Here is a 23,058-nt window from a genome sequence, read left to right on the forward strand (position 1 = left end):
ACGCGACAACAGCGGCACGGCTGGCGCCAAGTGGTGAGGAGCGGGGCGACAGTTGTCGCGCTCCTGGGGGGGGGGTATGGTTCCGGCGGCTGGGGTTGTGGCGGCGACGCCGGCGCTCGCCGATGACGGGGCGGCAGCGGCAGTGGCCGACAGCACTCCTCAGTCGAAGGCGAGCGCTCTCGCGGCGAAGACCGGCGACCGCGTGGTTGTGGACGCCGTGACTACCGAGTCGTCCCAGGTGTTCGCAAACCCGGACGGCACGTTCACCCAGGAGATGAACGCCGCCCCGGTCCGTGCTCGCAAGGACGATGGCACCTGGGCTCCCGTCGACACGACTCTCGCGCGCGAGGCCGACGGATCGGTACGGGCGAGGAACACGACCGCCGACCTCACCTTCTCGGGCGGCGGCAGCGGCGACGGGCTGGTCACGCTGGAGGACAAGGGGCACGAGCTGAAGCTCGGCTGGCCCACCAAGCTGCCCGAGCCCCAACTTGACGGCGCCACCGCCACCTACCCCGGCGTCCTCCCCGACGTCGATCTGAGGCTGACCGCGCTGAGCACGGGCTACACCTCGGTGCTCGTGGTCAAGACCGCGGAGGCGGCCAAGAACCCGGCGCTCGCGACGATCAGGATGACCGTCTCCGGCGGAGGGCTGGACATCGCCCCGACCGCCGATGGCGGTTTCGTCGCCCGGGACGGCGAGGGCATGCCGGTGTTCGAGAGCCCGGCGGGGCGGATGTGGGACTCGGCCGGTGATACCCCGTCCGGTATCAGTACCCAGCTCATACGCACCGCTTCCGAGGCGGAGGACACGACCCCGCTGCCCGCCGCGAAGGGTGAACCCGCCCCGACCGAGGGCCCCGGCAGTGGTGACGCGGCCGCAGAACTCCCTCTCAAGGTCTCCGGGGCCACCCTGGAGATCACGCCCGACCCGGCCCTGCTCCATGGCACGGACACCGTCTTCCCGCTCTACATCGATCCGCCGACCAAGGGCATCACCCTCGGCGACTGGACGGCACTGGCCTCCAACGGCACCAAGTACTGGAAGTTCGACGGCGACAAGGGCGTCGGCCGCTGCTCCAACTACGCCGGCTACCTCTGCTCCAACAGCCCGTACACCCAGCGCATGTACTTCGAATACCCGCTGTCGTCGATCCACGGCAAGAAGATCCTCGACGCCACGCTGGAGGTGTACCAGGTCTGGACGTTCAGCTGCGATCCACATTGGTATGACCTGAGCCATGTCACCAAGGGCATCTCTTCCAGCACCACCTGGTCCTCTCGCCCCACCGCGGACGACCTGATGGGCGACCGAAATGTGGCCTACGGGCGAGGCTCCCTGTGCAGCCCGTCGCAACCGGCGAACTGGGTGCGCTTCAGCGACAACGTGGGTGCGGAGACCAACGAGAACCTGACTCCCACCCTCGCCTCCGCCGCCGCGAACAAGGACCCGCAGATCACCTTCTCGCTGACCGCGCACGACGAGTCCGACGCGGGCGCCTGGGCACGCTTCCGCGACGACGCCAAGCTGTCGGTGACGTACGTGTCGTACCCGTCCAAGCCGACCTCGTACGGCGTCCAGCAGGGCAACGCCGGGCGGGTCTGCAATGCCTCCACGTCGCCTTTCGTCACCAGCACCACCAAGCCGAAGATGCTGGCCCAGGTGCAGTCCGCTGACGGCTCCAACGCCCAGCTGCGCGCCCAGTTCGAGGTGTGGAAGGCAGATGGCTCCAGCCGCGTCTGGTCCGCGAACTCGCCGGACGCCGCCTGGGTGGCCGACAACGCGACACGTGACGCGACCACCAGCGCCCTGGCACCGCAGACGGACTACCGGATGCGGGTCAAGACGCAGGCCTACTACAAGACGGACCGCGGAGACACCGGCGTACTGGACTCGTCCTGGTCGTCGTCCTGGTGCTACTTCCGCGTGGACACGGACTCGCCGCCGCCCCCGCTGGTGACGAGCGCCGACTACAAGCCGGCCGAGACCGACCCCGCTGCGGGCGGGGTGGGCACGCCGGGCAAGTTCACCTTCAGCGCTGGCGACAGCGACCCCAACACGGCCGGGGTCCAGTCGGACGTCGTCAGCTACAAGTGGAAGCTGAACAGCGGTCCGCTCTCCTCGCCGATCCCGGTCGCCAAGGGCGGTTCCACCACCCAGTCGATCTCGCCGAACCAGGCTGGTGAGAACACCCTCCAGGTCTTCGCCTACGACGCCGCGAGCCACAGCTCCCTGACCGGTTACTACAGCTTCCTGGTGAAGGGGGCCGAGAAGCCCGCCGGGATCTGGCACTTGGACAACGCCCTCACCGACGCGACCGAGGCCACCCAGCACCCGCTGACCTCTTCGGGTGTCACGTGGGACACCCTGGCGCGCAGCGGCTCCGGCGCGGCGAAGCTGAACGGCACGAGCGCCTACCTGGCCACCTCCGGCGCGGTGCTGGACACCACCAAGTCCTTCACCGTCTCCGCCTGGACGCGGCTGACGATGAAGGACGTCAACTACACCGTCCTGTCCCAGGCCGGCACGAACGCTTCCGGGTTCCAGCTGTACTACTCGACCGCGTACAACGCCTGGGTCTTCAACCGGCACCAGACGGACGTCGCCGACCCGGCGATCACCCGCTCGGTCGGTACCAAGCCGCCGGTCCTGAACGCCTGGACGCACCTGACGGGCGTCTACGACGCGGCGGCGAACACCATCCAGCTGTACGTCAACGGAGTCCCGCAGACCAACCCCGTGGCGTTCCCGGTCACCCCGTGGAAGGCGTCCGGTGCCCTTCAGGTCGGGCGGCTGTTGGCCTCAGCGACCGGCAAGGAGTACTTCTCCGGGACCATCGATGAGGTGAAGGTCTGGTCCCGCGCCCTTGCGGACACCGAGGTCGCCCACGAGGCCTGGCTGGAGGACGAGGACATCAGCGACGGCACCTCCGGCGACCCGGTCCCCGCGCTGGTCGCCAAGTGGGACGCCACCGACATCGCAAACGCGACCGGCACCACGGTCAAGGACACCAGCGGCTTCGGCCGCAACCTCACCCTCAGCGGGGCCGCGCTCACCCAGGTCAGCCACGGCGACCCGGACATCGGCGAAGAGGTCACCACCACGCAGATGATGTCCCTCAACGGCACCAGCGCGTACGCCACCGCGAGCGGCCCGGTCGTCGACGACTCCGGCTCGTTCACCGCGACCGCCTGGGTGACGCTGGACCCGGCCCAGCTCGCCGACACCAGCAAGTCGTACGCAGTGCAGGTCTTCGGCCAGTCGGGGACCAGCCAGTCCGCCTGGGGCGTCTGGTACGAGCAGCCCGCCGGCAGCACTCAGGGCCGGTGGACGTTCGGCCGTCCCGACAAGGACGGCACCGGCGCGGCCTGGACCACCAGCCAGTCCACCGCGTTCACCACGGCCCAACTCGGAGTCCCGGTCATGATTTCGGTCGTCTACGACGCTCAGGCCGCGGCCGACCCCGACGACACCTCCAAGCTCGGCGCGCTCAAGCTCTACGTCGACAGCGCCCTGATGGGGGACGAGGACGGCATCTCCTACACCACCCCCTGGCAGGGCAGCGGTGCCTTCGAGATCGGCCGGGCGAAGATCAATGGCGTGGCCGCGCGCTACTTCCCCGGGACGATCGACAGCGTCCGTGTCTGGGCCGGGGCCACCTCCACCGACACGATCGCCAACCGGCGCAACACCGAGCAGCAGTAGCGGAGCCGTGAGCTGGGCGGGGTTGATCACCCGCCCTGCCCGCGCTGTTCGTCACGCTTCCCCCACTCCAAGGACCTGGAAATCACTGTGTCTTCAACACCCTTCCGCAGACGGCTGCCAGGGGCGGTCGTACGCCGCTGGCTCGGCCGTGGCGCGCTGGTTGTCTCCCTCGTCGTCCTGCCGCAGGTCGTGGTTCCTTCGGGCTACGACTTCGCGGCCCAGGCCCAGACCTCGGCAGGCCGCAAGCCGCTGGAGCACGGGCCCGACGCAAAGATCGACAAGGTGGGCGTGCTCCGGCCCGGCACCTCCAAGGCGCCGAAGGACAAGGCTGCCCCGGCGGCCCGTAAGACCCGGGATCGGCTGAAGAAGGCCATGTGGCCGAAGGCCGGGAAGGCCACCGCCAGTGTCCCGGTGGCCAAGAGGACCTCAGTCAGTGTCGGCGGGCTGGGCGTGAAGCTGGCCCGGAACGCGGGCGCGAAGGTCGGCGCGGCCGAGAAGGTGGCGCTCAGCGTCCACTCCCGGTCGGCCGCGAAGCAGGCGGGCGTCAACGGGGTACTGCTCACCGTCGCCCTCACGAATGAGGCGTCCGGCAAGCTCCGCGTCTCCCTCGACTACTCCTCCTTCTCCGATGTCTACGGCGGCAATTTCGGTCCGCGTCTGCGTCTGGTGACGCTCCCGGCGTGCGCGCTGACCACCCCGCAGAAGAAGTCCTGCCGCATCCAGCGCCCGGTGGCGGGCGCGGACAACGACGCCACGTCGCAGACGGTGTCGGGCACGGTGCCCGCTCGGACGACGCTGCTGGCGGCGGCGGCCGACAGCTCGGGCGGCGGAGGCGACTACGCCGCCACGACGCTGTCCCCGACCGCGACCTGGGAGGCCGGCGGCAGCACGGGCGACTTCACCTGGACCTACCCACTGAGGGTGCCTTCGGCTACGGCCGGCCCGGCCCCGAGCCTGTCCCTCTCCTACAACTCCGGCTCGGTGGACGGCCGTACGGCCGGGGAGAACAACCAGACCTCGGTGATCGGTGAGGGCTTCTCGTTCACCGAGTCCTACATCGAGCGCAAGTACGGTTCCTGCAAGGACGACGGCCAAAGCGGCAAGGGCGACCTGTGCTGGAAGTACGCCAATGCCACCCTGGTCCTCAACGGCAAGGCCGTCGAGCTGGTCAACGACTGTGCGGACAAGGCCGCTTGCGATTCGGCTGCCCTGTCCCAGGCGTCCGGCGGCAGCTGGAAGCTGAAGAACGAGGACGGTACCCGCGTCGAGCACCTGACCGGGGCCACCGGCAACGGTGACGACAACACCGAGTACTGGAAGGTCACCGACGCCTCCGGCATCCAGTACTTCTTCGGCAAGCAGCGGCTTCCCGGCTGGAGCGACAAGGGCACCACCGACACCGCCGACGACGACCCGGTCACCAACTCCGTATGGACCGTCCCGGTCTTCGGTGACGACTCCGGGGAGCCCTGCTACAAGTCCACCGGCTTCGCCGACTCCTCCTGCAACCAGGCCTGGCGCTGGAACCTGGACTACGTCGTCGACCCCCACGGCAACGCCTCCACGTACTGGTACACCAAGGAAACGAACTACTACTCCAAGAACGCCGACACCACCGTCAACGGCACCGCCTACACCCGCGGCGGCTATCTCAACCGCATCGACTACGGCCTGCGCAGCGACCTGATCTACAGCAAGCCCGCCGCCCAGCAGGTCCGCCTCACCTACGCCGAGCGCTGCCTGACCTCGTGCTCCAGCCTGACCGCAGACACCAAGGCCAACTGGCCCGACGTCCCCTACGACATGATCTGTGCCTCGGGCACCAAGTGCACCACCCAGATCGGCCCGGCCTTCTTCACCCGCAAGCGCCTCACGGACATCACCACCTCGGTCTGGACCGGCACCGGCACCACCCAGCGCGACGTCGACACCTGGCACCTGGACCAGAGCTTCCCCGACACCGGTGACGCCTCCTCGCCGAGCCTGTGGCTGGAGTCCATCCAGAACACCGGCAAGGCCAACACCACCACGGCCGCCATGCCACCGGTCGTCTTCGGCGGCATCCAGTTGTCCAACCACGTCGAGGGCAGCGGCCCGGACACCCTGCGCTACATCAAGTGGCGCGTGCGCACCATCAAGTCCGAGACCGGCTCGACCATCACCGTCAACTACTCCGACCCGGACTGCATCTGGGGCAGCAGCATGCCGGCGAACATCGACAAGAACACCCGCCGCTGCTACCCGGTCAAGTGGTCCCAGTCCGGAGCGACTCCGGTCACCGACTGGTTCCACAAGTACGTCGTCACGTCCGTCCTCCAGGACGACCCCTACGGCCACGGCGACACCAACGAGAAGTACTACGACTACGAGAACGCCGGCTGGGGCTACGCCGACGACGAGGGCATTACCAAGGCCTCCAACCGCACATGGTCCCAGTGGCGGGGCTACAGCAAGGTCGTCGAAACCTCCGGCGACTCCGACGGCCCCCGCTCCAAGAAGTCCACCCTCTACATGCGCGGCCTGAACGGCGAGAAGGAACTCGACGGCACAGCCCGCGTGGAGAAGGTCACCGACTCCGCCGGCACCGCCATCGACGACTCCCGCCAGTACGCCGGCTTCGTCCGCGAGACCATCGTCTACAACGGCACGGACGAACTCAGCGGGACCATCAACACCCCCTGGTCCCACAAGACCGGCAGCCACACCTACACCTGGGGCACCACCGACTCCTGGATCGTCCAGGCCGGGGAGACCGCCACCCGCACCAAGACGTCCACCGGCACCCGCACGGTCACGCAGAAGACCACGTACGACCCCACATACGGCATGCCGATGACCGTCGAGGACAGCGGTGACGCAGCCAGGACCGGCGACGAGTCGTGCGTGAAGACCAGCTACGCCCGCAACACCTCGGCCTGGCTGGTGAACACGGTCTCGCGCACCGAGACCTACTCGGTTCCGTGCGCGACCACCCCGACGGTCCCCGACGACGTCGTCTCCGACGTCACCACAGCCTACGACGGCCAAGCCGTCGGGACCGCGCCCACCAAGGGCGAGATCACCGCCTCCTACCGGGTCGCTAGCTACGGCGCAGTCGACAAGAAGCCCGTGTACCAGCAGGCCTCGGGTGCCACCTTCGACAAGCTGGGCCGCCCGCTCACCGCGACCGACGCGCTGAACCACACGGTCACCACGACGTACCTGCCCGACGACACCGGCTATGGCCCACTGACGTCCAAGACCACCACTTCCCCATCCCCCAAGCTCTTCACCACCACCACCGAGGTGGACCCGGCCTGGGGCGCGGCCACCAAGACCACCGACCCGAACGGCAACGTCACCGAGTGGTCCTTCGACGCGCTCGGCCGTCTGAAGTCGGTCTGGAAGCCGGACCGTTCACGCTCCCTCGGCGACGCCGCCAGCATCGTCTACGCGTACAGCATCAACAACGACAAGGAAACCTGGGTCCGCACCGACGCCCTGAAGGCCGACGGAAAGACGTACAACAGCTCGTACGAGATCTTCGACGGTCTGCTGCGGTCCCGCCAGAAGCAGGTCCCCGCGCCGGACGGCGGCCGGGTAATCTCGGAGACCCTCTACGACGACCGCGGCCTGGCCCATATCACTAACAGCCAGGTCCACGACAACAACGCCCCGTCGGGCACCCTCGCGAACACCTTCCAGGGCTCCGTCCCGGCCTCCACCGAGACACTCTTCGACGGTGCCGGGCGTGCCACCGATTCGATCTTCCGGGTCTACGACCAGGAGAAGTGGCGCACCAAGACGGACGACCAGGGCGACCGCACCGCTGTCACCGCCGCCGCGGGCGGCACCGGCACCCTGACGGTCAAGGACGCCCGCGGCCGGATCACCGAGCGTCGCGAGTACGGCGGTCCCGCCCCGACGGGCAGCGACTACACACGCACGCTGTTCGAGTACACGCCCGGCGGCCAGCTCAAGAAGCTGACCGGCCCCGACGGGGCGGTGTGGACGTACGGCTACGACCTGCGCGGCCGCAGGACCGTCGTGACCGACCCGGACAAGGGCAGGACCGACACCACCTACAACGACGCCGACCAGCCGCTGACCGTCACCAGCACCCTCGACGGCACCTCGCGCACGCTGATCACCGACTACGACGAGCTGGGCCGCAAGACCGGTACCTGGGACGGAGTCGAGGACGACGCCCACCGCCTGACCAAGTTCACTTACGACAGCCTGGCCAAGGGACAGCCGACGGCCTCGATCCGGTACGTCGGCGGGACCACCGGCAAGATCTACTCCCAGGTCGTCACCGGTTACGACAGCCTCGGCCGCCCCAAGGGCACCAAGACCGTCATCGCCGCCACCGACCCGCTGGTCGTCGCCGGCGCCCCGCAGACGTTCACCACGTCTACGACGTACAACATCGACGGGACCGTCCAGTCCACCTCGCTGCCCGCGGTGGCCGGCCTGGCCGCCGAGACCGTCACCAACAGCTACAACGGCCTCGGCATGCTGACCGGCACCGACGGCATGACGGACTACGTCCAGAACATCGGCTACTCCCCGTACGGCGAGATCGAGGAGACCCGCCTGGGCACCTCCACCGGCGCCAAGCAGCTCCAGATCCTCAACCAGTACGAGGACGGCACCCGCCGGCTGTTCAACACCCACACCGTCGACCAGACCAACACCGGCTACACCAGCGACGTCGACTACGTCTACGACGCCACCGGCAACGTCAAGTCGGTCACCGACAAGGCGAACGGCACCGACACCCAGTGCTTCGCCTACGACGGCTACCGCCGCCTGACCGAGGCCTGGACCCCGTCCTCCAACGACTGCGCCACCGCCCTCTCAGCATCCGCCCTCGGCGGCCCTGCCCCGTACTGGACCAGCTGGGCCTACAAGCCCGGCGGCCTGCGTGACACCCAGACCGAGCACAAGGCGACGGGCGACACCAAGACCAGCTACGGCTACCCCCCCGTCAACGCCGACGGGGCCGGCCAGCCCCACACCATGACCTCAGTCACGGTGGGCGGCGCCGCAGCCAAGTCGTACGTGTACGACGAACAGGGCAACACCACCAAGCGGTACGGCACCACGGGCACCGCGCAGAGCCTCGCCTGGGACATCGAAGGAGAACTGACCCGACTCACCGAAGGCACCAAGACCACCGACTACCTGTACGACGCGAACGGCGAACTCCTGATCCGCCGCGGCCCAGCGAAGACCGTCCTCTACCTGGCCGGTCAGGAACTCCACTACGACACGGACGCGAAGAAGTTCACCGCCCAGCGCTACTACCCAGCCGGCGACGCCACCGCAGTCCGCACCGAGGCCGGCCTGACCTGGATGGTCGACGACCACCACGGCACCGCCTCGATGACGGTGGACGCCACCACCCAGGCCGTAACCCGCCGCTACACCAAGCCCTTCGGCGACGCCCGCGGGACGACACCATCCGCCTGGCCTGACGACAAGGGGTTCCTCGGTAAACCCGCCGACACCGACACCGGACTCACCCACATCGGCGCCCGCGAGTACGACCCGGACACCGGACGCTTCCTCTCCGTCGACCCGGTCCTGGCCCCGGACGACCACGAGTCGCTGAACGGCTACGCCTACTCCAACAACACTCCCGTCACCAAGTCCGACCCCACCGGCCTGCGACCCATCTCGGGTTGCGAGCAGGGGTGCAGCGACGGCAAGGGCGGCTACTACCGGGACTACCTGACGATCGGCCCCAACGGAAAGTTGGTCTACCACTCCACGAGGACGTACACCCAGACGATCGAGTACCAGACGGCCGGCGGCGGCGCCGGCAGCGGCACCATGACCGTCACCGTCCGCACGGACGGGGGCGTCAAGTCGGCCAGGGTGGTCTTCAAGAAGGGCCCCGACCCGAAGCCCAAGAAGGACGACGGTCAGTGCAACGCCTGCTGGGCGATGGGCACGAACCCGAACTACGACCCGAACGCCCACGACATTCCGGACACGGGAAAGCTCGCCACCTGGCAGAAGGTCGTGCTGGGCGTTGCCATAGCCATTGATGCGGCCGTGGTCGGCGCTCCGGTCGTCGCAGCTGCCGGGCCGGAGATCGCCACAGCGTGTCTGGCCAACCCCGCAGGCTGCGCCGAAGTCGTGGCCGACATAGGAACAGGCGGCGCGGCAGGCGGCAGCATGCCATCCGGCGCCGCACACGGGGGCGCGGCAAACGCCGCCAACGGGGTCCGGCTCGGGAAGCAGCTGGAGTACGAGGCCGATGCAGCTGCGGCGTCCAAGATGTTCACTACGGACGGGGACCTCACCGCGGAGACCATCGCGCGTTCCCACATGATCCAAGAGGGAACGAAGATGGGGAACACTCACCTGCAGGAGTACTTCGCGGCGCACGGCGGAGCCGAGCAGTGGGGCAAGTACGCCACTCCGCGCATGAACATTCCAGGGGGCGAAGGCACCTTCAACATCCACTTCTACCAGAACGAGGTCACCGGAGAGCTTTACTATTACGACTACAAGGTCAAGCTGGGCGGAGGAAACAGAAGTTGAAAGTCCGCTATCTGGGCGCCCCGGACGCGCCACCCGCCCCTCGCGACGGCAGGTACTACTTCACCCCGGGACGGGAATACGTCGTACTCGAACTCCATGTCCGCAGCGACGGGTCCTCCTCCCTGCGCATCGAGCACTCGCCGCACGACCTCGCCGGCCTGTACAGCGGAAAGTTCTTCGAGCAGGTGTCGGATGTCATCCCGTCCCAGTGGAGTGTGGAGATCTATCGGCGGGGTGGGCTGAGTATGGGGCCGAAGGAATGGATCGCGGGAGATTTCTGGGAACGCATGATGGAACGCGACCCGGAAGCGGAGGCTGCTTACGAGGTGACACGCGACGCGATCCTGGCAGAGGAGTCGGCCGCCTGATTTGCCGCGCCCGGTGTGGACATTCCTTCGTGGACGTCCACACCGGGTATCCACTTTGCTCCAGAGACAACCGTTATCGCTTCCGCGTCCGCGGCGCGGATGGTGTCCATGGTGGCGAAGTGCCGGGCGATGCGGCGGGACATGGAGCGGCCGGTGCCGCGCACCCCGAGCGCGCACAGCACCCGCGACAGCGGCTGCGCCTTGGCCGCGGCGATGGCGGTGAGGAGGTTGCCGGTGCTGGTCTGGCCCATCCGCTCCAGACTGAGCAGCTGTTCGCGGGTGAGGGCGAAGAGGTCGGCGAGATCGGCGACCAGGCCGGCGTCGACGAGCTGGACGATGCGGGTCGTGCCAAGGCCTTCGATGTCGAGCTGGTCGCGGCCGGCTGCGTAGGACTGGGCGGCGACCAGGTGGCAGTTGCGTCCGTTCTCGCAGCGCCAGCGCTGCTCGCTGGTGTCGATGCCGATCCCGCAGCGCGGGCAGGTCTCGGGGAAGGCGATGGGCTGTTCGTGGCCGGTGCGCAGGTGGGCGACGGGGGCTTCGATGCGGGGGATGACGTCGCCGGCCCGATGGACCATGACGTGGTCGCTCCGGCGCAGGTCGCGGCGGGTGATGTCGGCCGGGTTGCGGAGGGTGGCTAGCTACTTGCCCCTGAAAAAGGGTCTGGGCTGGTGAGGGGCCGTCCTGGGCGACCGAGTTGTGCCGTTGGCCTGTACTTTGGGCGGCGCTTCACCGGCTGAGAACGGTCATCCGCTGGAGGTTGTAGGCGAAGATCCCCAGTCCGGCCCAGGTCTGCGCGCCGGCCAGGCGACGCAGGCGGGTGCGGTGGAAGCCGAAGCTGCGCTTGAGGTGACTGATACGGGCCTCGACGCCGACCCTCCAGTTGCGCATCCGCCGGAATCGGCGGCTGTGTTCGTACTCACGCCGCGCCTTTCCGGGTTTTCCGGCGCGTTGCAGGCCGATCCGCTGGACACCGAGTTCGGCCAGGGCGAGATCGTTGGCGGCGGTGCCGAAGCCGCGGTCGGCGACGACCGTGCCCGGCGGGCGGCCGGTCAGTGACATGGCACGCTGCACCGCGGGAAGCAGTTGCGGCGCATCGGCCGGGTTCCCGCGCTGGACCTGGTGGTCGACGATGAAGCCGCGTTCGTCCTCGGCCACGAGCGCGGTGTAGCCGAACTGGGTGGGGTGTTGGGGCTTGCCCTTGCGGATCGGCCGGGCGTCGGGGTCGGCCAGCGAGACCAGCCGGTCGGGGATGATGCGGATGCCCGCCAGGCGTAAGGCGGTCTGCTCCAGCAGCCGACGGGTGCCCGCCACGGTCTCGGCCAGCTCGCCCACCACGTGCGCGAGTCGCCCCGAAGGCCGCTCGCCCAGCGTGCGCCGGGCATTGCGCTCTACCGCCGCCACGTCCCGCAAGGTCGCGCGGGCCACGGCGGCGATTTCACCCGTGAGCCGGTCGATCTCGCCCACCGCCTGGCCGGTGCGTCGCCGCAGCGTGCGCGAGATCTCCTTCAAACGGCGTCCCGCGGACCGGCTGCGGTCACGGAAGCGGGTGCGCCTGGCTGCCCCGGACGCCTTGATCCGCCGCACCAGCCGGCCCAGCTTGCGTATCCCGTGGTCGAGCAGATCGGCGTCCGTGGGGTGGTCGATATCGGCTTCCATCACGGTCGTGTCGATGCGCAGCTTGCGGCACCGCAGCAGCTTGTCCTCGACCAGCTTGCCCAGCAGGGTGTCGTTCAGCTCTTCCGCCGTCTGCGCTCCGCCGCGGCGCACGAGCTTGATCAGCGTGGTCGGGTGCGGCATCGGGGAGGCCAGCGGGATGCGGCAGAACCGGCGCCAGCTCAACGAGTCCGCGACCTCACGGCACAGGGTCTCGTAACCCAGCTGGTAGCGGTGCTTGAGATACAGCAGCCGCAGCAGCGTCTCCACCGGCACCGAGGGCCGCCCCAGCCGCTCGGCGAACACCGCCCGCCACGGGGCGATGAATCGCTCGTCGTCCAAGAACGCATCGACCAGGGCCAGTTCGGCGGGTAACTGCCGAGCATGCTCCGGCAGCATCTCCCACCAGGCGTCCTGCACTGCCGCGACACGCAACACCGCCCCACCCCCGGCCGCAACGACCCGCTTCCACTGTTGCCGTCATGACGCGGCCCTCACCAGCTCTACCCAGAGGACAACCCAGAGGCAGCCCCGGACTTCTTCAGGGGCAAGTAGCTAGGTGATGGTGGCGCCGTCGATCTCGACCGGTTCCAGGACGGCGCGCGTGGCGATGATGCCGGTGCGGCCGACGTTCCACTCCACTTCGAGCAGCCGGGTGATCTTCTCGACGGCGTGCAGCTTGTAGGCGATCGCCCAGCGCGGAGCCCGCGTTCCGGATCTTGCCGTAGTCACCCGAGTCTGACTGGGAGGAAAGGATGCCCGAACCCCAGCGAAGGGGTGCTTGTGGAGGTCCTACAGTGGCTTCCGTTCGACTCTCCGATCGGTCGAACGCGTGGTCGGGAGCCCAGCTCCGGGCTCGTTGCTGGGCCGGTGACAACCCCGTCGGTGGACAGCCGGTGGACAGACGCCTTTGGACAGTGCATCACGGGGTGTCATGGGTCAACCTGTCGCACGTGCTCTGATCAGGAAAAACGTCACCACGCAGCACGACGAGGTACCAGGCAACACGAACGCTCATGGTCTCGTAATGCGTAGGTCTCGGGTTCGAATCCCGAAGGCGGCTCCATGGTGAATCCCAGGTTGGGCCTCTGACCTGGGGTTTCTTGTTTCGGGTGACCTTGGAATCCGGGTTAATCGGACACTCGTGGTCTACGCATCGCAATGCGTAGGTCTGAGGTTGGCGGCCCGTGACTGTTTCGGTTTGCAGGGCTGTGAACTGGCCTTTTGTTGACTGCCGCCGTCTGCTCGGCGCGACGCGGTGGCCATTTGGTGGCCAAGCGTGTAGCGGCCGTGCAGATGGGTCCCCAGCCCGCCTTGCAGCCGCAGGTGTGCATGCACCGCAGGGTTATGCCATCCGGACAATCCCATGATCAGCCTGGCGAGACCACGGGGCAGGACCTTGAAGGCCAGCAGGGCGTGTAGCAGTGCCTGAACGCGGGGGTCGGTGAAGCGCAGGCCGGGGATATCGGCCCTGTCGTCGTCGCTGCTTCCATCTCCGTCGAAACCCCGAGCCTGGGTGTGCTGGCCATGCCGCCAGACATTTATGAAAGCCAGATTGAAGATCTCAACTGTGAAAGCTAGCTTTCTAATCATGGTGGATGATCTGGATGTGGGCGTGGTTGCCTCGGAGTTGCAGGCGAGCCTTGGTCTGTTCGTACGGCGGCTTCGCCAGCCGGTCCAGGGTGAGCTCACGCTTCCGGAGGTGTCGGCCCTGTCGCGCCTGGAGCGGGCAGGGCCGGCCACGACGAGCGATCTGGCCAGGGCTGAACAGATCACCCCGCAGGCGATGGGCATGACGCTGGCCGGGCTCGATGAGCGCGGCTTGGTGGAGCGCCGCCCCGATCCCGCTGACGGTCGGCGGGTGGTCATGTCGGTGACCCCTGCCGGGCGGCGGGCGCTGAGGGACAGGCGCAGTGCCCGGGCGGATCAGCTGGCGAAGGCGCTCGCTGACGGGGGGTTCACCCCTGCCGAGTTGGAAGTCCTCAGGGCGGCAGCGCCGTTGATCGAACGGCTGGGCGAGGGGCTGTGATGGCGAGTTCAAGCTCACCGCGGCGTTCGCTGGTGCTGGCGATCTGCTGCCTGAGCGTGTTTGTCGTCGGCATCGACATGACGATCGTGAACGTGGCCCTGCCGGTGATCCAGCGCAGCCTGCACGCCTCGGTCAGCGGTCTGCAGTGGACTATCGACGCCTACACGCTGGTCATTGCCTGCCTGTTGATGCTGTCCGGATCGCTGGCCGACCGGTTCGGCCGCCGCCGGGCGTTCCAGACGGGGCTGGTCCTGTTCTCGGCAGGCTCGCTGCTGTGCTCACTGGCGCCGGGCCTGGGCTGGCTTATCGCCTTCCGCGCCCTGCAGGCGGCCGGGGGCTCGTTGCTGAACCCGGTGGCTATGTCGATCATCGTCAGCGTCTTCCCGGATCAAAAGGACCGGGCGCGCGCGGTGGGCGTGTGGGGTTCGATCGCCGGGCTGAGTCTGGCGGCCGGGCCGGTCCTGGGCGGGTTGCTGGTCAACGGCCTTGGCTGGCGGTCCATCTTCTGGATAAACGTACCGGTGGGGGTTGCCGCGATCGCGTTGGCCCGGCGCTTCGTTCCCGAGTCCAGGGCCGCGAGTGCCCGTCGCCTGGACCCTGTCGGCCAGGTGCTGGTCGCCATGCTGCTCGCCTCGACCACCGCCGCGATCATCGAGGGAGGGCGGCTGGGATGGGGCTCCGGGCTGATCACAGCGCTGTTCGTGGTCGCGGCGGTAAGCGCGGTGGCGCTGGTTGCTGCGCAGACACGTCGCCGTGAACCCTTGATCGACATGCGGTTCTTCCGCAGCGCGCCGTTCTCCGGGGCGATGCTCATCGCGGTGGCCGCCTCCGCCGTGCTCGGCGGCTTCCTGTTCCTCAACACCCTCTATCTGCAGAACGTTCGCGGCGACAGCGCGCTGGGCGCGGGGGAGCGGACGATCCCGATGGCCGTCGCGCTCGCAGTGTTCGCCACGGTGTCCGGCCGGCTCGTCGCGGCGAAGGGCCCTCGGCTGCCTCTCGTGCTGGCCGGGACGCTGCAGGCGATCGGGGCATTGATGTTCCTGCGGCTCGAGGCCCATACCCCGCTCTGGTACATCATCGTTGGCTACGTCGTCGTCGGTGCCGGTTCCGGGTTGGTAGCCGGGCCAGTCACCAACACCGCGGTGTCGGGGATGCCGGCCGACCAGGCGGGCGTGGCCGGGGCGCTCGCCTCCACCAGCCGCCAGTTCGGCGCAGCCATAGGCGTCGCCGTGACCGGATCGATCATCGCCGCCGGAGCCGGTGCCGACATCGTGACCGCCAGCCACGCCGCCTGGGCCGTCATCGCCGGCTGCGCCGCCGTCGTGCTGCTGGCCGGTCTCGCCTCAACCAGCCCATGGGCGATGGAGACCGCGCGGCGCAACGGCGACCGGCTCACCGTGCCCCGGCCGCAGGAGGCGGAGCGCGCCGACGCCCGGACCTCAGGACTCTGACAGCCTCCGTGACAGCGGGCGGTCATGATCGTCGCCGACGCCACATCACCAGCCGAAGGGCGTCCAGCGTGAGGCCGGATCCACCAACTCCCAGGAGACGATCGTGAATGACATTGCCGGGCTTGCGCCTACGTCACCGCATCCATCAACGGTCAGGCGTGGCGCTCCGCGTGGTATCCGCCTCCTGGCCCACCGCCGGGGTACGCCGCACGGCGCGGAGGCGGTGTGCGTCGTCGGCCATCGGATCGTCGTGATCAGCCCGGATGGTCAGCGGTGGGGCCTGCCCGGCGGTCGCTCCGAGCGGCATGAGCGGTGGGCCGACACGATGCGCCGCGAGGTCGGTGAGGGGGCCCGTGCCGAGGTGATGGGCCGCCGGCTCCTCGGGTTCAGCCGGGGCGTCTGCGTGTACGGCCCGCAAAAGGGGCTGGTGCTGGGCCGGTCGATGCGGCGAGCCGAGGTGCGTCTGGCGCCGTGGGACCCGCGCTTCGAGATGGCCCGCCGCCGTCTCCTGCCGGCCCAGGAGGCGTTCCAGTCCCTGACCATCCCCGACGGTCTTGGTCCCTTCTATCGTCGGCTGTTCGCCGAAGCGGCCATCTCTCGCCCCGACAGGCACGGACTTTGATGACCAGATCGCCGGGCGACGATCGAACCGGACGGCGGTCAGTTCGTCGACACAGTCGGCTGTTTGGTCACGTGGTCACGCGCGAGTTGGTGGCCACCTCGTCCGCGTGCTCGCCCGTGACCAGGTAGACGACACGGCGCGCGATGGAGACGGCGTGGTCGGCGAAGCGCTCGTAGTAGCGGCCGGCCAGGGTGACGTTGACGGTCGTCTCCACGCCGTGGTGCCAGCGGTCGTCCATCAGGTGGTGGAAGATCATGCGGTGCAGCTCGTCCATCCGGTCGTCGTCCCGCTCCAACTGCCGTGCGGCGTCGACGTCGTGGGTGATCAGCACCTCGGCGGCCTGTGCCATCAGGCGCTGCGCGAGCTGGCCCATCTCCAGGATCGTGCGGCGCAGATCCTTTGGCACGGCGTGCTCGGGATGCCGCCGGCGGGCCAGCGTGGCCACATGCTGGGCCAGGACACCGCAGCGCTCCAGGTCTGCGCTCATCCGCAGGGAGGTGACCACCACCCGCAGGTCGGTGGCGACCGGCTGCTGCCGCGCCAGCACTGCGATTGCCCGGTTCTCCAGATCTCGCTGCAGCTCATCGACCTGGTCTTCGGTGGCGATTACGCTGTCCGCAAGCTGGAGATCAGTGTCCAGCAGGGCGCCGGTGGCGCGGCCCATGGCCGAACCGACCAGGTTCGCCATGTCCACCAGACCGTTGCTGATCGATTCCAGCTCCTCGTGATACGCCGCCCGCATCTGATCTATCATCCCGTTCGCAGCCCGTCTCCACCAGCTGCCCACCCTCCCACACCCCGCTCACCCGGCTACTGCGTAGCCGGGCACGGACGGCCACCGAACGGTCAGCACAACCGACTCTTCCTCCGCGAACCATGAGTGGTCGACCCCGCGCCCCCACCCGACGTAGTCGCCCTGCTGATCGAGAAGAACGTTGCGGCCGGGAAGTTCGACGCGGAAGCAGCCGCTGATGAGGACCAGGAGGGCTGTGCGTTCCTCGCCCTTGACCCACTGCAGTCGCTCATCGCCGCGGGGGTGGACCCCCCCATTTGATCTCCACAGTCTCGCTGTGACGCGGATCGCCCACATCCTTGAAGTGCCCGAGGAGCCATCCCCGGTCCAGTGCCGCATCCTTGCCCGCGTTGCCCACGTACACGCTGTCGTTCACGTGGGCGGACTCTAGTGCCCTTCGGGCAGGCGGGGCTCAGACTTCCTGGGGATCGGCTGTCTCGTCTGCGTTCGGTTGGTGGGCGCGGGCGACCAAGTAGAGGTCGGCCAGCAGGACGAGGGCGACGCGGTGAGGCTGCGGCTCCGCGTCGGCGAGATCATGGAGCTCGTCGTTGCGCAAATTCATGCCGCGCGCACCATCGGTCAGCAGCAGCCGCAGGAAATCCTGCCAATCAGGGTCGAGCTCGGCCTCGGTCATGCGGTCGATGAGTGTGCCGAGCAGGCTGGCTCCTCCGCGGGTATCGCCCTGAGCGACACGGACAACGGGAACGTCCTGCTGCCGGAGCAGTTCGCGCAGCAGCCCTTCGACCCGGGGCAGCGCCCGAGAGTAGGCGGCGGTGTATTCCTGCCGCCAGTAGTGAAGCAGTGCGAAGGTCAGTCTGCGGGCACGGCCGGTCGGCACCACCGGGGGATGGGTGAGCAGCTCGACGAGCGTTAACTCGTCGGGATCGAAGGGTTCGCCGATCTGGTCCAGCGCTGCCGCAACGCACAGTCCTGCCAGTTCCATGGACACCAGCCGCCACTGCGCTGCGTGATGCGCCAGCGGATCCACGGCTGCTGGCGCAACCGGGACCGGCCCCACCGGGTTGATCCGCACGGTGGAGACGACGGAGAGGAAGACTGAGGTCTGGGCGATGCGTTGGGCGGCGTTCTGGGCGTCGGCGGAGGTGCCAGCCGGAGAGGGGACAGCAGCCAGTGTCCTTGCGGGCGGCGGAGACCTCGCGTAGGGCCGCGTTCCAGCCCGCCTTCCAGGCTGTTGGCGACGAGACGGTTGTCCGGATGGACCGCGAGATAGTGGCATTTGGCCAAGTCGGCGCGGTGCTGGGCGCGTTGGAGGTGGGTGGAGCGGCGCCGGTTGGCCTCGGCGGCTTGGGCGGCGAGGCGGTCGGTGACTTTCAGGGCGGCTTCGACGGCGAGCTGGGTCAGCTCGTCCAATAGCAGGGTGGCGATGGTCAGTTCGATGCCGGGGATGCGCTGGCAGACCTTGCCGCCGTTTTGGATGGCGTGGGTCATGCACCGGTAGTCGGAGACTTCGCGGCCTTGCCGCAGGTGAGAGGCGATGGTCATGCGCCTGCCGCAGCGGCCGCAGATCACCAGGCCCTGCAGCACCGCGGGCCCTGCCCGCGGTGCGGTCGCGGTCCGCTCCAGGCCGCGGGAGGCGGCCTGAGCGGCGAGTGCGGTCTGGTTCCTGTGTGTCCGCGAATTGGCTCTTTGCTTTTTCTTTCACTACCCATGGGCCCAATATCGGCCACGCCTAACTGGGTGTATACGTTTGGATAAAGGCATGGTTTGCCATCATTTCTGATCTCATGCAAGTGTGGGCCGGAGGAAGGCTCTGAAGCCGTTTCGCGGCGCCTTCGACTGCAGATGCCGCGCTCCTACGTCTCGATCATTTGCTATTGGATATTAGCGATGGGATCATTAGGGTCATCATGAGATGAATTGCCCGGCACAGAATTCGCATAAGTGATCGAACTGCGGGGTGATGCGGCCACCTGGTTCCAGGTGTGACACGGCGGGCTGCTAGGGGGTTCGCGCAGGTCCGTTCCCATAGATGCTAATTCGCCCTATTTGGCTACGCGCGGGCATGGCTGAATCTCGCCCTTTGGTGTCGTGTATGTCATTGACCAGCTGTGATGCGGGCGGTTCTGATGAGGCGGCCGTAAGGGCGGGGTAAGAGCTGTGTGAACGGTTGGGGTGGGGGATGGGGTTTTCTTGGCGTGCACGCTCGGCAGTTGGCGCGCGTAGACGTGTGGTCTCGCTGGCCGCAACGGCCGCTTTGATGGCTGCTTTGCCGACGCTGGCGCTACCCGCGACGGGAGCACGCGCAGACGACACCATGGCCGCTGATCAGGTGACGCCGGAGGCGCGGGCTGACGCGGAGAAGGCGGCGGAGACGGGGGAACAGGTTGAGGTCGTGGGTGAACGCACGCCTTATACCACGACGTTCGCCAATCCGGACGGCGTGACGTTCACGCTCAACGACTCTGCGGTGCCGGTGCGGGTGCAAAAGGCCGATGGGTCCTGGACGCAGCCGGACACGACCTTGGAGGCGCGGTCGGACGGCACTGTCGGCCCGAAAGCGTCGGTCGCGAAGATCTCCTTCTCGGGAGGCGGAAGCGGAGCCGATCTGGTGAAGCTTTCGCTCGACGGACGTTCGCTGACGGTGGGCTGGCCCGGCACGTTGCCGAAGCCGACGCTGGACGGTGACTCGGCGGTGTATGCGGATGTCCTGCCGGGCGTTGATCTGCGGATGACCGCCACCTCTGAGGGGTACCGTGAGGTGCTCATCGTCACCTCGGCGTCGGCCGCGTCGAACCCGGAACTGAAGGAACTCTCGTTCCCGGTGAAGGCCGACGGGCTGGCTCTGCGGGACGGGGGGAGTGACGGCCTGTCTGCGGTCGACGACGACGGCAACACCGTCTTCCGTGCTCCGGCCGCCCAGCAGTGGGATTCGGCCGGCGACGCCACCAGCACCGCATCCGCCTCTTCCCATGCTGCGTCGCAGGCCTCGTTCACGACCACGGCGCAGGACAGCACCGCGGACGAGACCACACGCGATGACGGCGAGGCGACACCGGACCCGACCGAGGGGCCCAGCGACGGGGACGCCTCCGCCAGTCTTGGGGTCACCGCGGAGCAGAGCACGATCAAGGTGACACCAGATGCCTCGATGCTCGCCGACGACTCCGCCGTATTCCCCCAGTACATCGACCCGGATGTCGGCATGACAGCCTCCGAGCGCACCTTGCTCTCCTCGGACGGCGACACCTTCTACAACTTCTCCGGCGGCGACAGCGGCAAGGGCGTCGGCTACTGCGGCACCTACGTCACCGGCGGCTACGCCTACTACTGCGGCTCCGGCTACAAGAACCGCATGTACTTCGAGTTCTCGCCGGCGAAGCTGGCGGGAAAGCACGTTCTCGACGCCACGTTCACCATCACCGAGAAGTGGTCGATGTCCTGCACTCCGTCATGGGTGGACCTCGTGCGCACGGGCAACATCTCATCCTCGACGAACTGGCCCGGCCCGACGGCGAACTGGGACCTGATGGTGGACCGCAACGTGTCCGCGGGACGCGGTTCCGCGTGCGATCCCAGCCAGCCCGCTGCCCCGATCGAGTTCAACGACAACCCCGACGAGACGAATGAGAACCTCACCTCGACCGTGACGAAGTTCGCCAACGGCGACTTCTCCCGCCTGACGCTGATGCTCAAGGCGCACGACGAGAGTGACCCGAACAGTTGGAAACGGTTCGACGACAACGCCGAACTCAAAGTGAAGTACGTGGGCATCCCGGCCAAACCCACGAAGATCGGCCTGGTCACCGGGACGGGCGTCGCGTGAGACCAACAAGTCGGATCCGCTGATCGTCTCTTCCCCGACGCCGTCACTTGCGGCGACGCCGCAGACTGCGCCGGGTGGTGAGGCGGGAGCGTCCCTCAGGGCCGTCTACAGCGTGGACAAGTACACGGCGAGCAGCGGCACTTGGTCGACCGTTTTCGAAACGGCGCGGCCCGCCAACGGATACGTCGGCGACAACGTTTCGCCGGGCAGCGTTCCGACGTCGACCCTGACTGAGGGGACGCTGTATCGCTACCGTGCCTGGACGCGGTCGTATTACACCGGGGACGACTATCTGGCCGGCCCGTCGAACGGGTCGACCACGGGGTACTGCTATTTCAAGGTGGACCCGACCCGTCCCAAGGCCCCCGGGGTCACTCTGTCGAGCCCGTACTCCGCGTGTGCCAGTTCGTGCACCGCTGCGGGTGGACCGGGTACGGATGTGACGTTCACGTTCACTGCTGCGTCCGGTGACACCACCAACACCAACTATGAGTACAAGCTGACTTCCTCAGCCGCGTGGTCGGCGCCGATTTCTGCGTCGAAACCGACTGCGGTGTTCACTCCGCCGACCTCGGGCACGTTCACCGTCTTCGTGCGCGCGGAGGACTCTTTGGGGTGGGGCGCTCAGAACTCGGTGGACTTCCTGGTCGCCGAGGGGCCCGGTCCGATCGGGCAGTGGCACTTCGACGAAGCGAGCGGCGCCGCGCTCGACACGTCCACGACGGTCGCCGCGGAGCAGGACAACGCGAGTCTTTCGTCGTCCGGCGCCTCCCGGGACGGGCGCGGCCGACGGGGCGTGCTGACGCATGACGCCTCGGGGGCGGAGTTGGCGACGCCGGTCACTGACACGGGGCTGACCGTGGACGGTTCGGCAGGCTATGCGGCCACGTCGGGTCCGGTGGTGGAGGCGCGGTCGTCGTACACAGTCGAGGCATGGGCCCGGATGGCCACAACTCCGACCCACAACTATGTGGTCCTCTCCCAGACTGGCAGCGGAAGCACACAACCCGGCTTCGCCATCTACTACTCCACCGCCGGGAGTAAGTGGATCTTCAACTGGCATTGGACCGACGCGGTCGGCACCGCGCACTTCGTGCGCTCGGTCGCGGATTCCGCCTCGCCGCCTGTGAAGGTGTGGACCCACCTGGCCGGTGTGTATGACGCGAAGGCGCACACGATCCAGCTGTACGTCAACGGCAAGGCCCAGGGCAGCCCGCAGGCCATGCCGAGCGGGGAGCCGGAGGCGGACACCGGCCCGCTGGAGTTCGGCCGAGGAAACGGCAGCGCCCCAGGCGCGTTCACCGACTACTTCAACGGGCAGATCGATGAGGTCACCGTCTGGCAGCAGGCCCTGTCACCGGAATCCCTGGCCACCGAGGCGCGGCTGAAGACCAACGACAGCTACGCGGCGGCGGAGTTGATGGCAGCGTGGGACCCGTCCGCCGCGACCGGGACCACGGTCGCCGACACCACCTCCGGATACGGTTCGCTCCTGACCCTGTCGGGGGGAGCGTCGCTGGACGGTACGGGCATCGTCATGGATGGCACCGACGACGCGGCGACCGCAGCGGGGCCGCTGGTGGACGACACCGGGTCCTTCACCGCGACTACCGCCATACAGCTGGACAGCACCGCCCTCGCGGCGAAGCCGGTGGGCTACATGGGACAGGTCCTCGGCCAGCGCAGCTCGGACGGCTCCGCCTGGGGCCTGTGGTACGAACTGACGGGAACCGAGGACGATCCTGAGAACGGCACCGTCCCTGTCGGCTACTGGCACTTCGGCCGTCTGAATGCCGACGGAAGCTTCACCGGAGTGGTCTCCGACTACACGGCGGACCTGGGCAGCGCGGTGCGGCTGACGGGGGTGTTCGACGCCCAGTCCGGCACGGTCAGCCTCTATGTGGGGGATGCGCAAAACGGTGACGCCACCGCCTACACCGCGACGCCGGGCACAGGTGACTTCGCCGTAGGCAAGGCGTACGTGAACTCTGCCTGGGGCCACTATCTACCCGCGACCGTCAGCGACATCCGGGTCTGGGCCGGTGCCATGGCCAGCCAGGAACAAATCGCCGAAACGGTGGGGGACTGACCGTCGCCACCCTGGGCGAGGCGGCATTC

Annotated in this window: 13 protein-coding genes and 4 pseudogenes; 9 read left to right on the plus strand and 8 right to left on the minus strand. The window is 68.0% G+C overall.

Features of this window, described 5'->3' with window-relative positions; all coding sequences use genetic code 11:
* The first annotated feature begins 76 nt into the window (after positions 1-76).
* From LJ657_RS17115 to LJ657_RS17125, 3 genes are all read left to right on the plus strand, one after another.
* Entirely contained in the window at positions 77-3,706 is a 3,630-nt protein-coding gene (locus tag LJ657_RS17115) for a LamG-like jellyroll fold domain-containing protein (RefSeq protein ID WP_232649470.1), read from the plus strand.
* Between the two features lie 87 nt (positions 3,707-3,793).
* Positions 3,794-10,240: an RHS repeat domain-containing protein gene (locus LJ657_RS17120; protein ID WP_232649471.1), complete on the plus strand. Its 6,447-nt coding sequence runs from the start codon at positions 3,794-3,796 to the stop codon at positions 10,238-10,240.
* On the plus strand, positions 10,237-10,608 hold the full coding sequence (locus LJ657_RS17125; protein ID WP_232649472.1) for a hypothetical protein: 372 nt from the start codon (positions 10,237-10,239) through the stop codon (positions 10,606-10,608). The genes LJ657_RS17120 and LJ657_RS17125 overlap by 4 nt, the downstream gene beginning before the upstream one ends.
* A 59-nt stretch (positions 10,609-10,667) precedes the next feature.
* Here the strand turns inward: LJ657_RS17125 and LJ657_RS17130 are convergent.
* From LJ657_RS17130 to LJ657_RS17145, 4 genes and pseudogenes are all read right to left on the minus strand, one after another.
* A pseudogene (locus LJ657_RS17130) lies at positions 10,668-11,243 on the minus strand (helix-hairpin-helix domain-containing protein); the annotation flags it as partial.
* Between the two features lie 91 nt (positions 11,244-11,334).
* Entirely contained in the window at positions 11,335-12,699 is a 1,365-nt protein-coding gene (locus LJ657_RS17135) for an ISNCY family transposase (RefSeq protein WP_232649473.1), read from the minus strand.
* Positions 12,700-12,819: 120 nt separating this feature from the next.
* Positions 12,820-12,984, minus strand: a pseudogene (locus LJ657_RS17140) (hypothetical protein); the annotation flags it as partial.
* 426 nt (positions 12,985-13,410) lie between these two features.
* Positions 13,411-13,854 carry a hypothetical protein gene (locus LJ657_RS17145; protein ID WP_232649474.1) on the minus strand — a complete coding sequence of 148 codons (444 nt, stop codon included), beginning with the start codon at positions 13,852-13,854 and terminating at the stop codon, positions 13,411-13,413.
* Here LJ657_RS17145 and LJ657_RS17150 point away from each other — a divergent pair.
* The 3 genes from LJ657_RS17150 (at position 13,853) to LJ657_RS17160 (ending at position 16,363) form a co-directional block, all read left to right on the plus strand.
* Positions 13,853-14,290 (plus strand): MarR family winged helix-turn-helix transcriptional regulator, encoded by a 438-nt coding sequence (locus LJ657_RS17150; protein ID WP_232649475.1) that lies wholly within the window; start codon positions 13,853-13,855, stop codon positions 14,288-14,290. The two genes, LJ657_RS17145 and LJ657_RS17150, sit on opposite strands and share 2 nt — an antisense overlap.
* Positions 14,290-15,741, plus strand: a complete 1,452-nt coding sequence (locus LJ657_RS17155; RefSeq protein ID WP_232649476.1) for an MFS transporter — start codon at positions 14,290-14,292, stop codon at positions 15,739-15,741. Before LJ657_RS17150 ends, LJ657_RS17155 begins: the two co-directional genes overlap by 1 nt.
* 250 nt (positions 15,742-15,991) lie before the next feature.
* Complete coding sequence (locus LJ657_RS17160; RefSeq protein WP_232649477.1) at positions 15,992-16,363, plus strand: NUDIX hydrolase; 372 nt, start codon at positions 15,992-15,994, stop codon at positions 16,361-16,363.
* A 67-nt stretch (positions 16,364-16,430) separates the two neighbouring features.
* Here LJ657_RS17160 and phoU read toward each other — a convergent pair whose 3' ends face one another.
* From phoU to LJ657_RS17175, 3 genes and pseudogenes are all read right to left on the minus strand, one after another.
* Positions 16,431-17,105: a phosphate signaling complex protein PhoU gene (gene phoU, locus LJ657_RS17165; RefSeq protein ID WP_232649478.1), complete on the minus strand. Its 675-nt coding sequence runs from the start codon at positions 17,103-17,105 to the stop codon at positions 16,431-16,433.
* Between the two features lie 60 nt (positions 17,106-17,165).
* Positions 17,166-17,532: pseudogene (locus LJ657_RS17170) on the minus strand (cupin domain-containing protein).
* Positions 17,533-17,568: 36 nt separating this feature from the next.
* On the minus strand, positions 17,569-18,189 hold the full coding sequence (locus tag LJ657_RS17175; protein ID WP_232649479.1) for a hypothetical protein: 621 nt from the start codon (positions 18,187-18,189) through the stop codon (positions 17,569-17,571).
* 182 nt (positions 18,190-18,371) lie between these two features.
* On the opposite strand from LJ657_RS17175, the gene LJ657_RS17180 reads away from it, so the two are divergent.
* A complete protein-coding gene (locus tag LJ657_RS17180; protein ID WP_232649480.1) occupies positions 18,372-18,530 on the plus strand; it encodes a hypothetical protein in 159 nt (52 codons plus the stop codon).
* 45 nt (positions 18,531-18,575) lie between these two features.
* Here the strand turns inward: LJ657_RS17180 and LJ657_RS48945 are convergent.
* Positions 18,576-18,701 (minus strand): annotated as a pseudogene (locus LJ657_RS48945) (recombinase zinc ribbon domain-containing protein); the annotation flags it as partial.
* A gap of 583 nt (positions 18,702-19,284) precedes the next feature.
* Between LJ657_RS48945 and LJ657_RS48595 the strand changes: the two are divergent.
* Both LJ657_RS48595 and LJ657_RS48600 read left to right on the plus strand, forming a co-directional pair.
* The gene (locus LJ657_RS48595; RefSeq protein ID WP_308117049.1) at positions 19,285-20,940 is read left to right on the plus strand and encodes a hypothetical protein; all 1,656 of its coding nucleotides are present in this window, start codon (positions 19,285-19,287) and stop codon (positions 20,938-20,940) included.
* Positions 20,941-21,493: 553 nt separating this feature from the next.
* Positions 21,494-23,029 carry a laminin G domain-containing protein gene (locus LJ657_RS48600; RefSeq protein WP_308117050.1) on the plus strand — a complete coding sequence of 512 codons (1,536 nt, stop codon included), beginning with the start codon at positions 21,494-21,496 and terminating at the stop codon, positions 23,027-23,029.
* Positions 23,030-23,058: the final 29 nt, after the last annotated feature.

Source organism: Streptomyces guryensis (assembly GCF_021261325.1).
Taxonomy (GTDB): Bacteria; Actinomycetota; Actinomycetes; order Streptomycetales; family Streptomycetaceae; genus Streptomyces; species Streptomyces guryensis.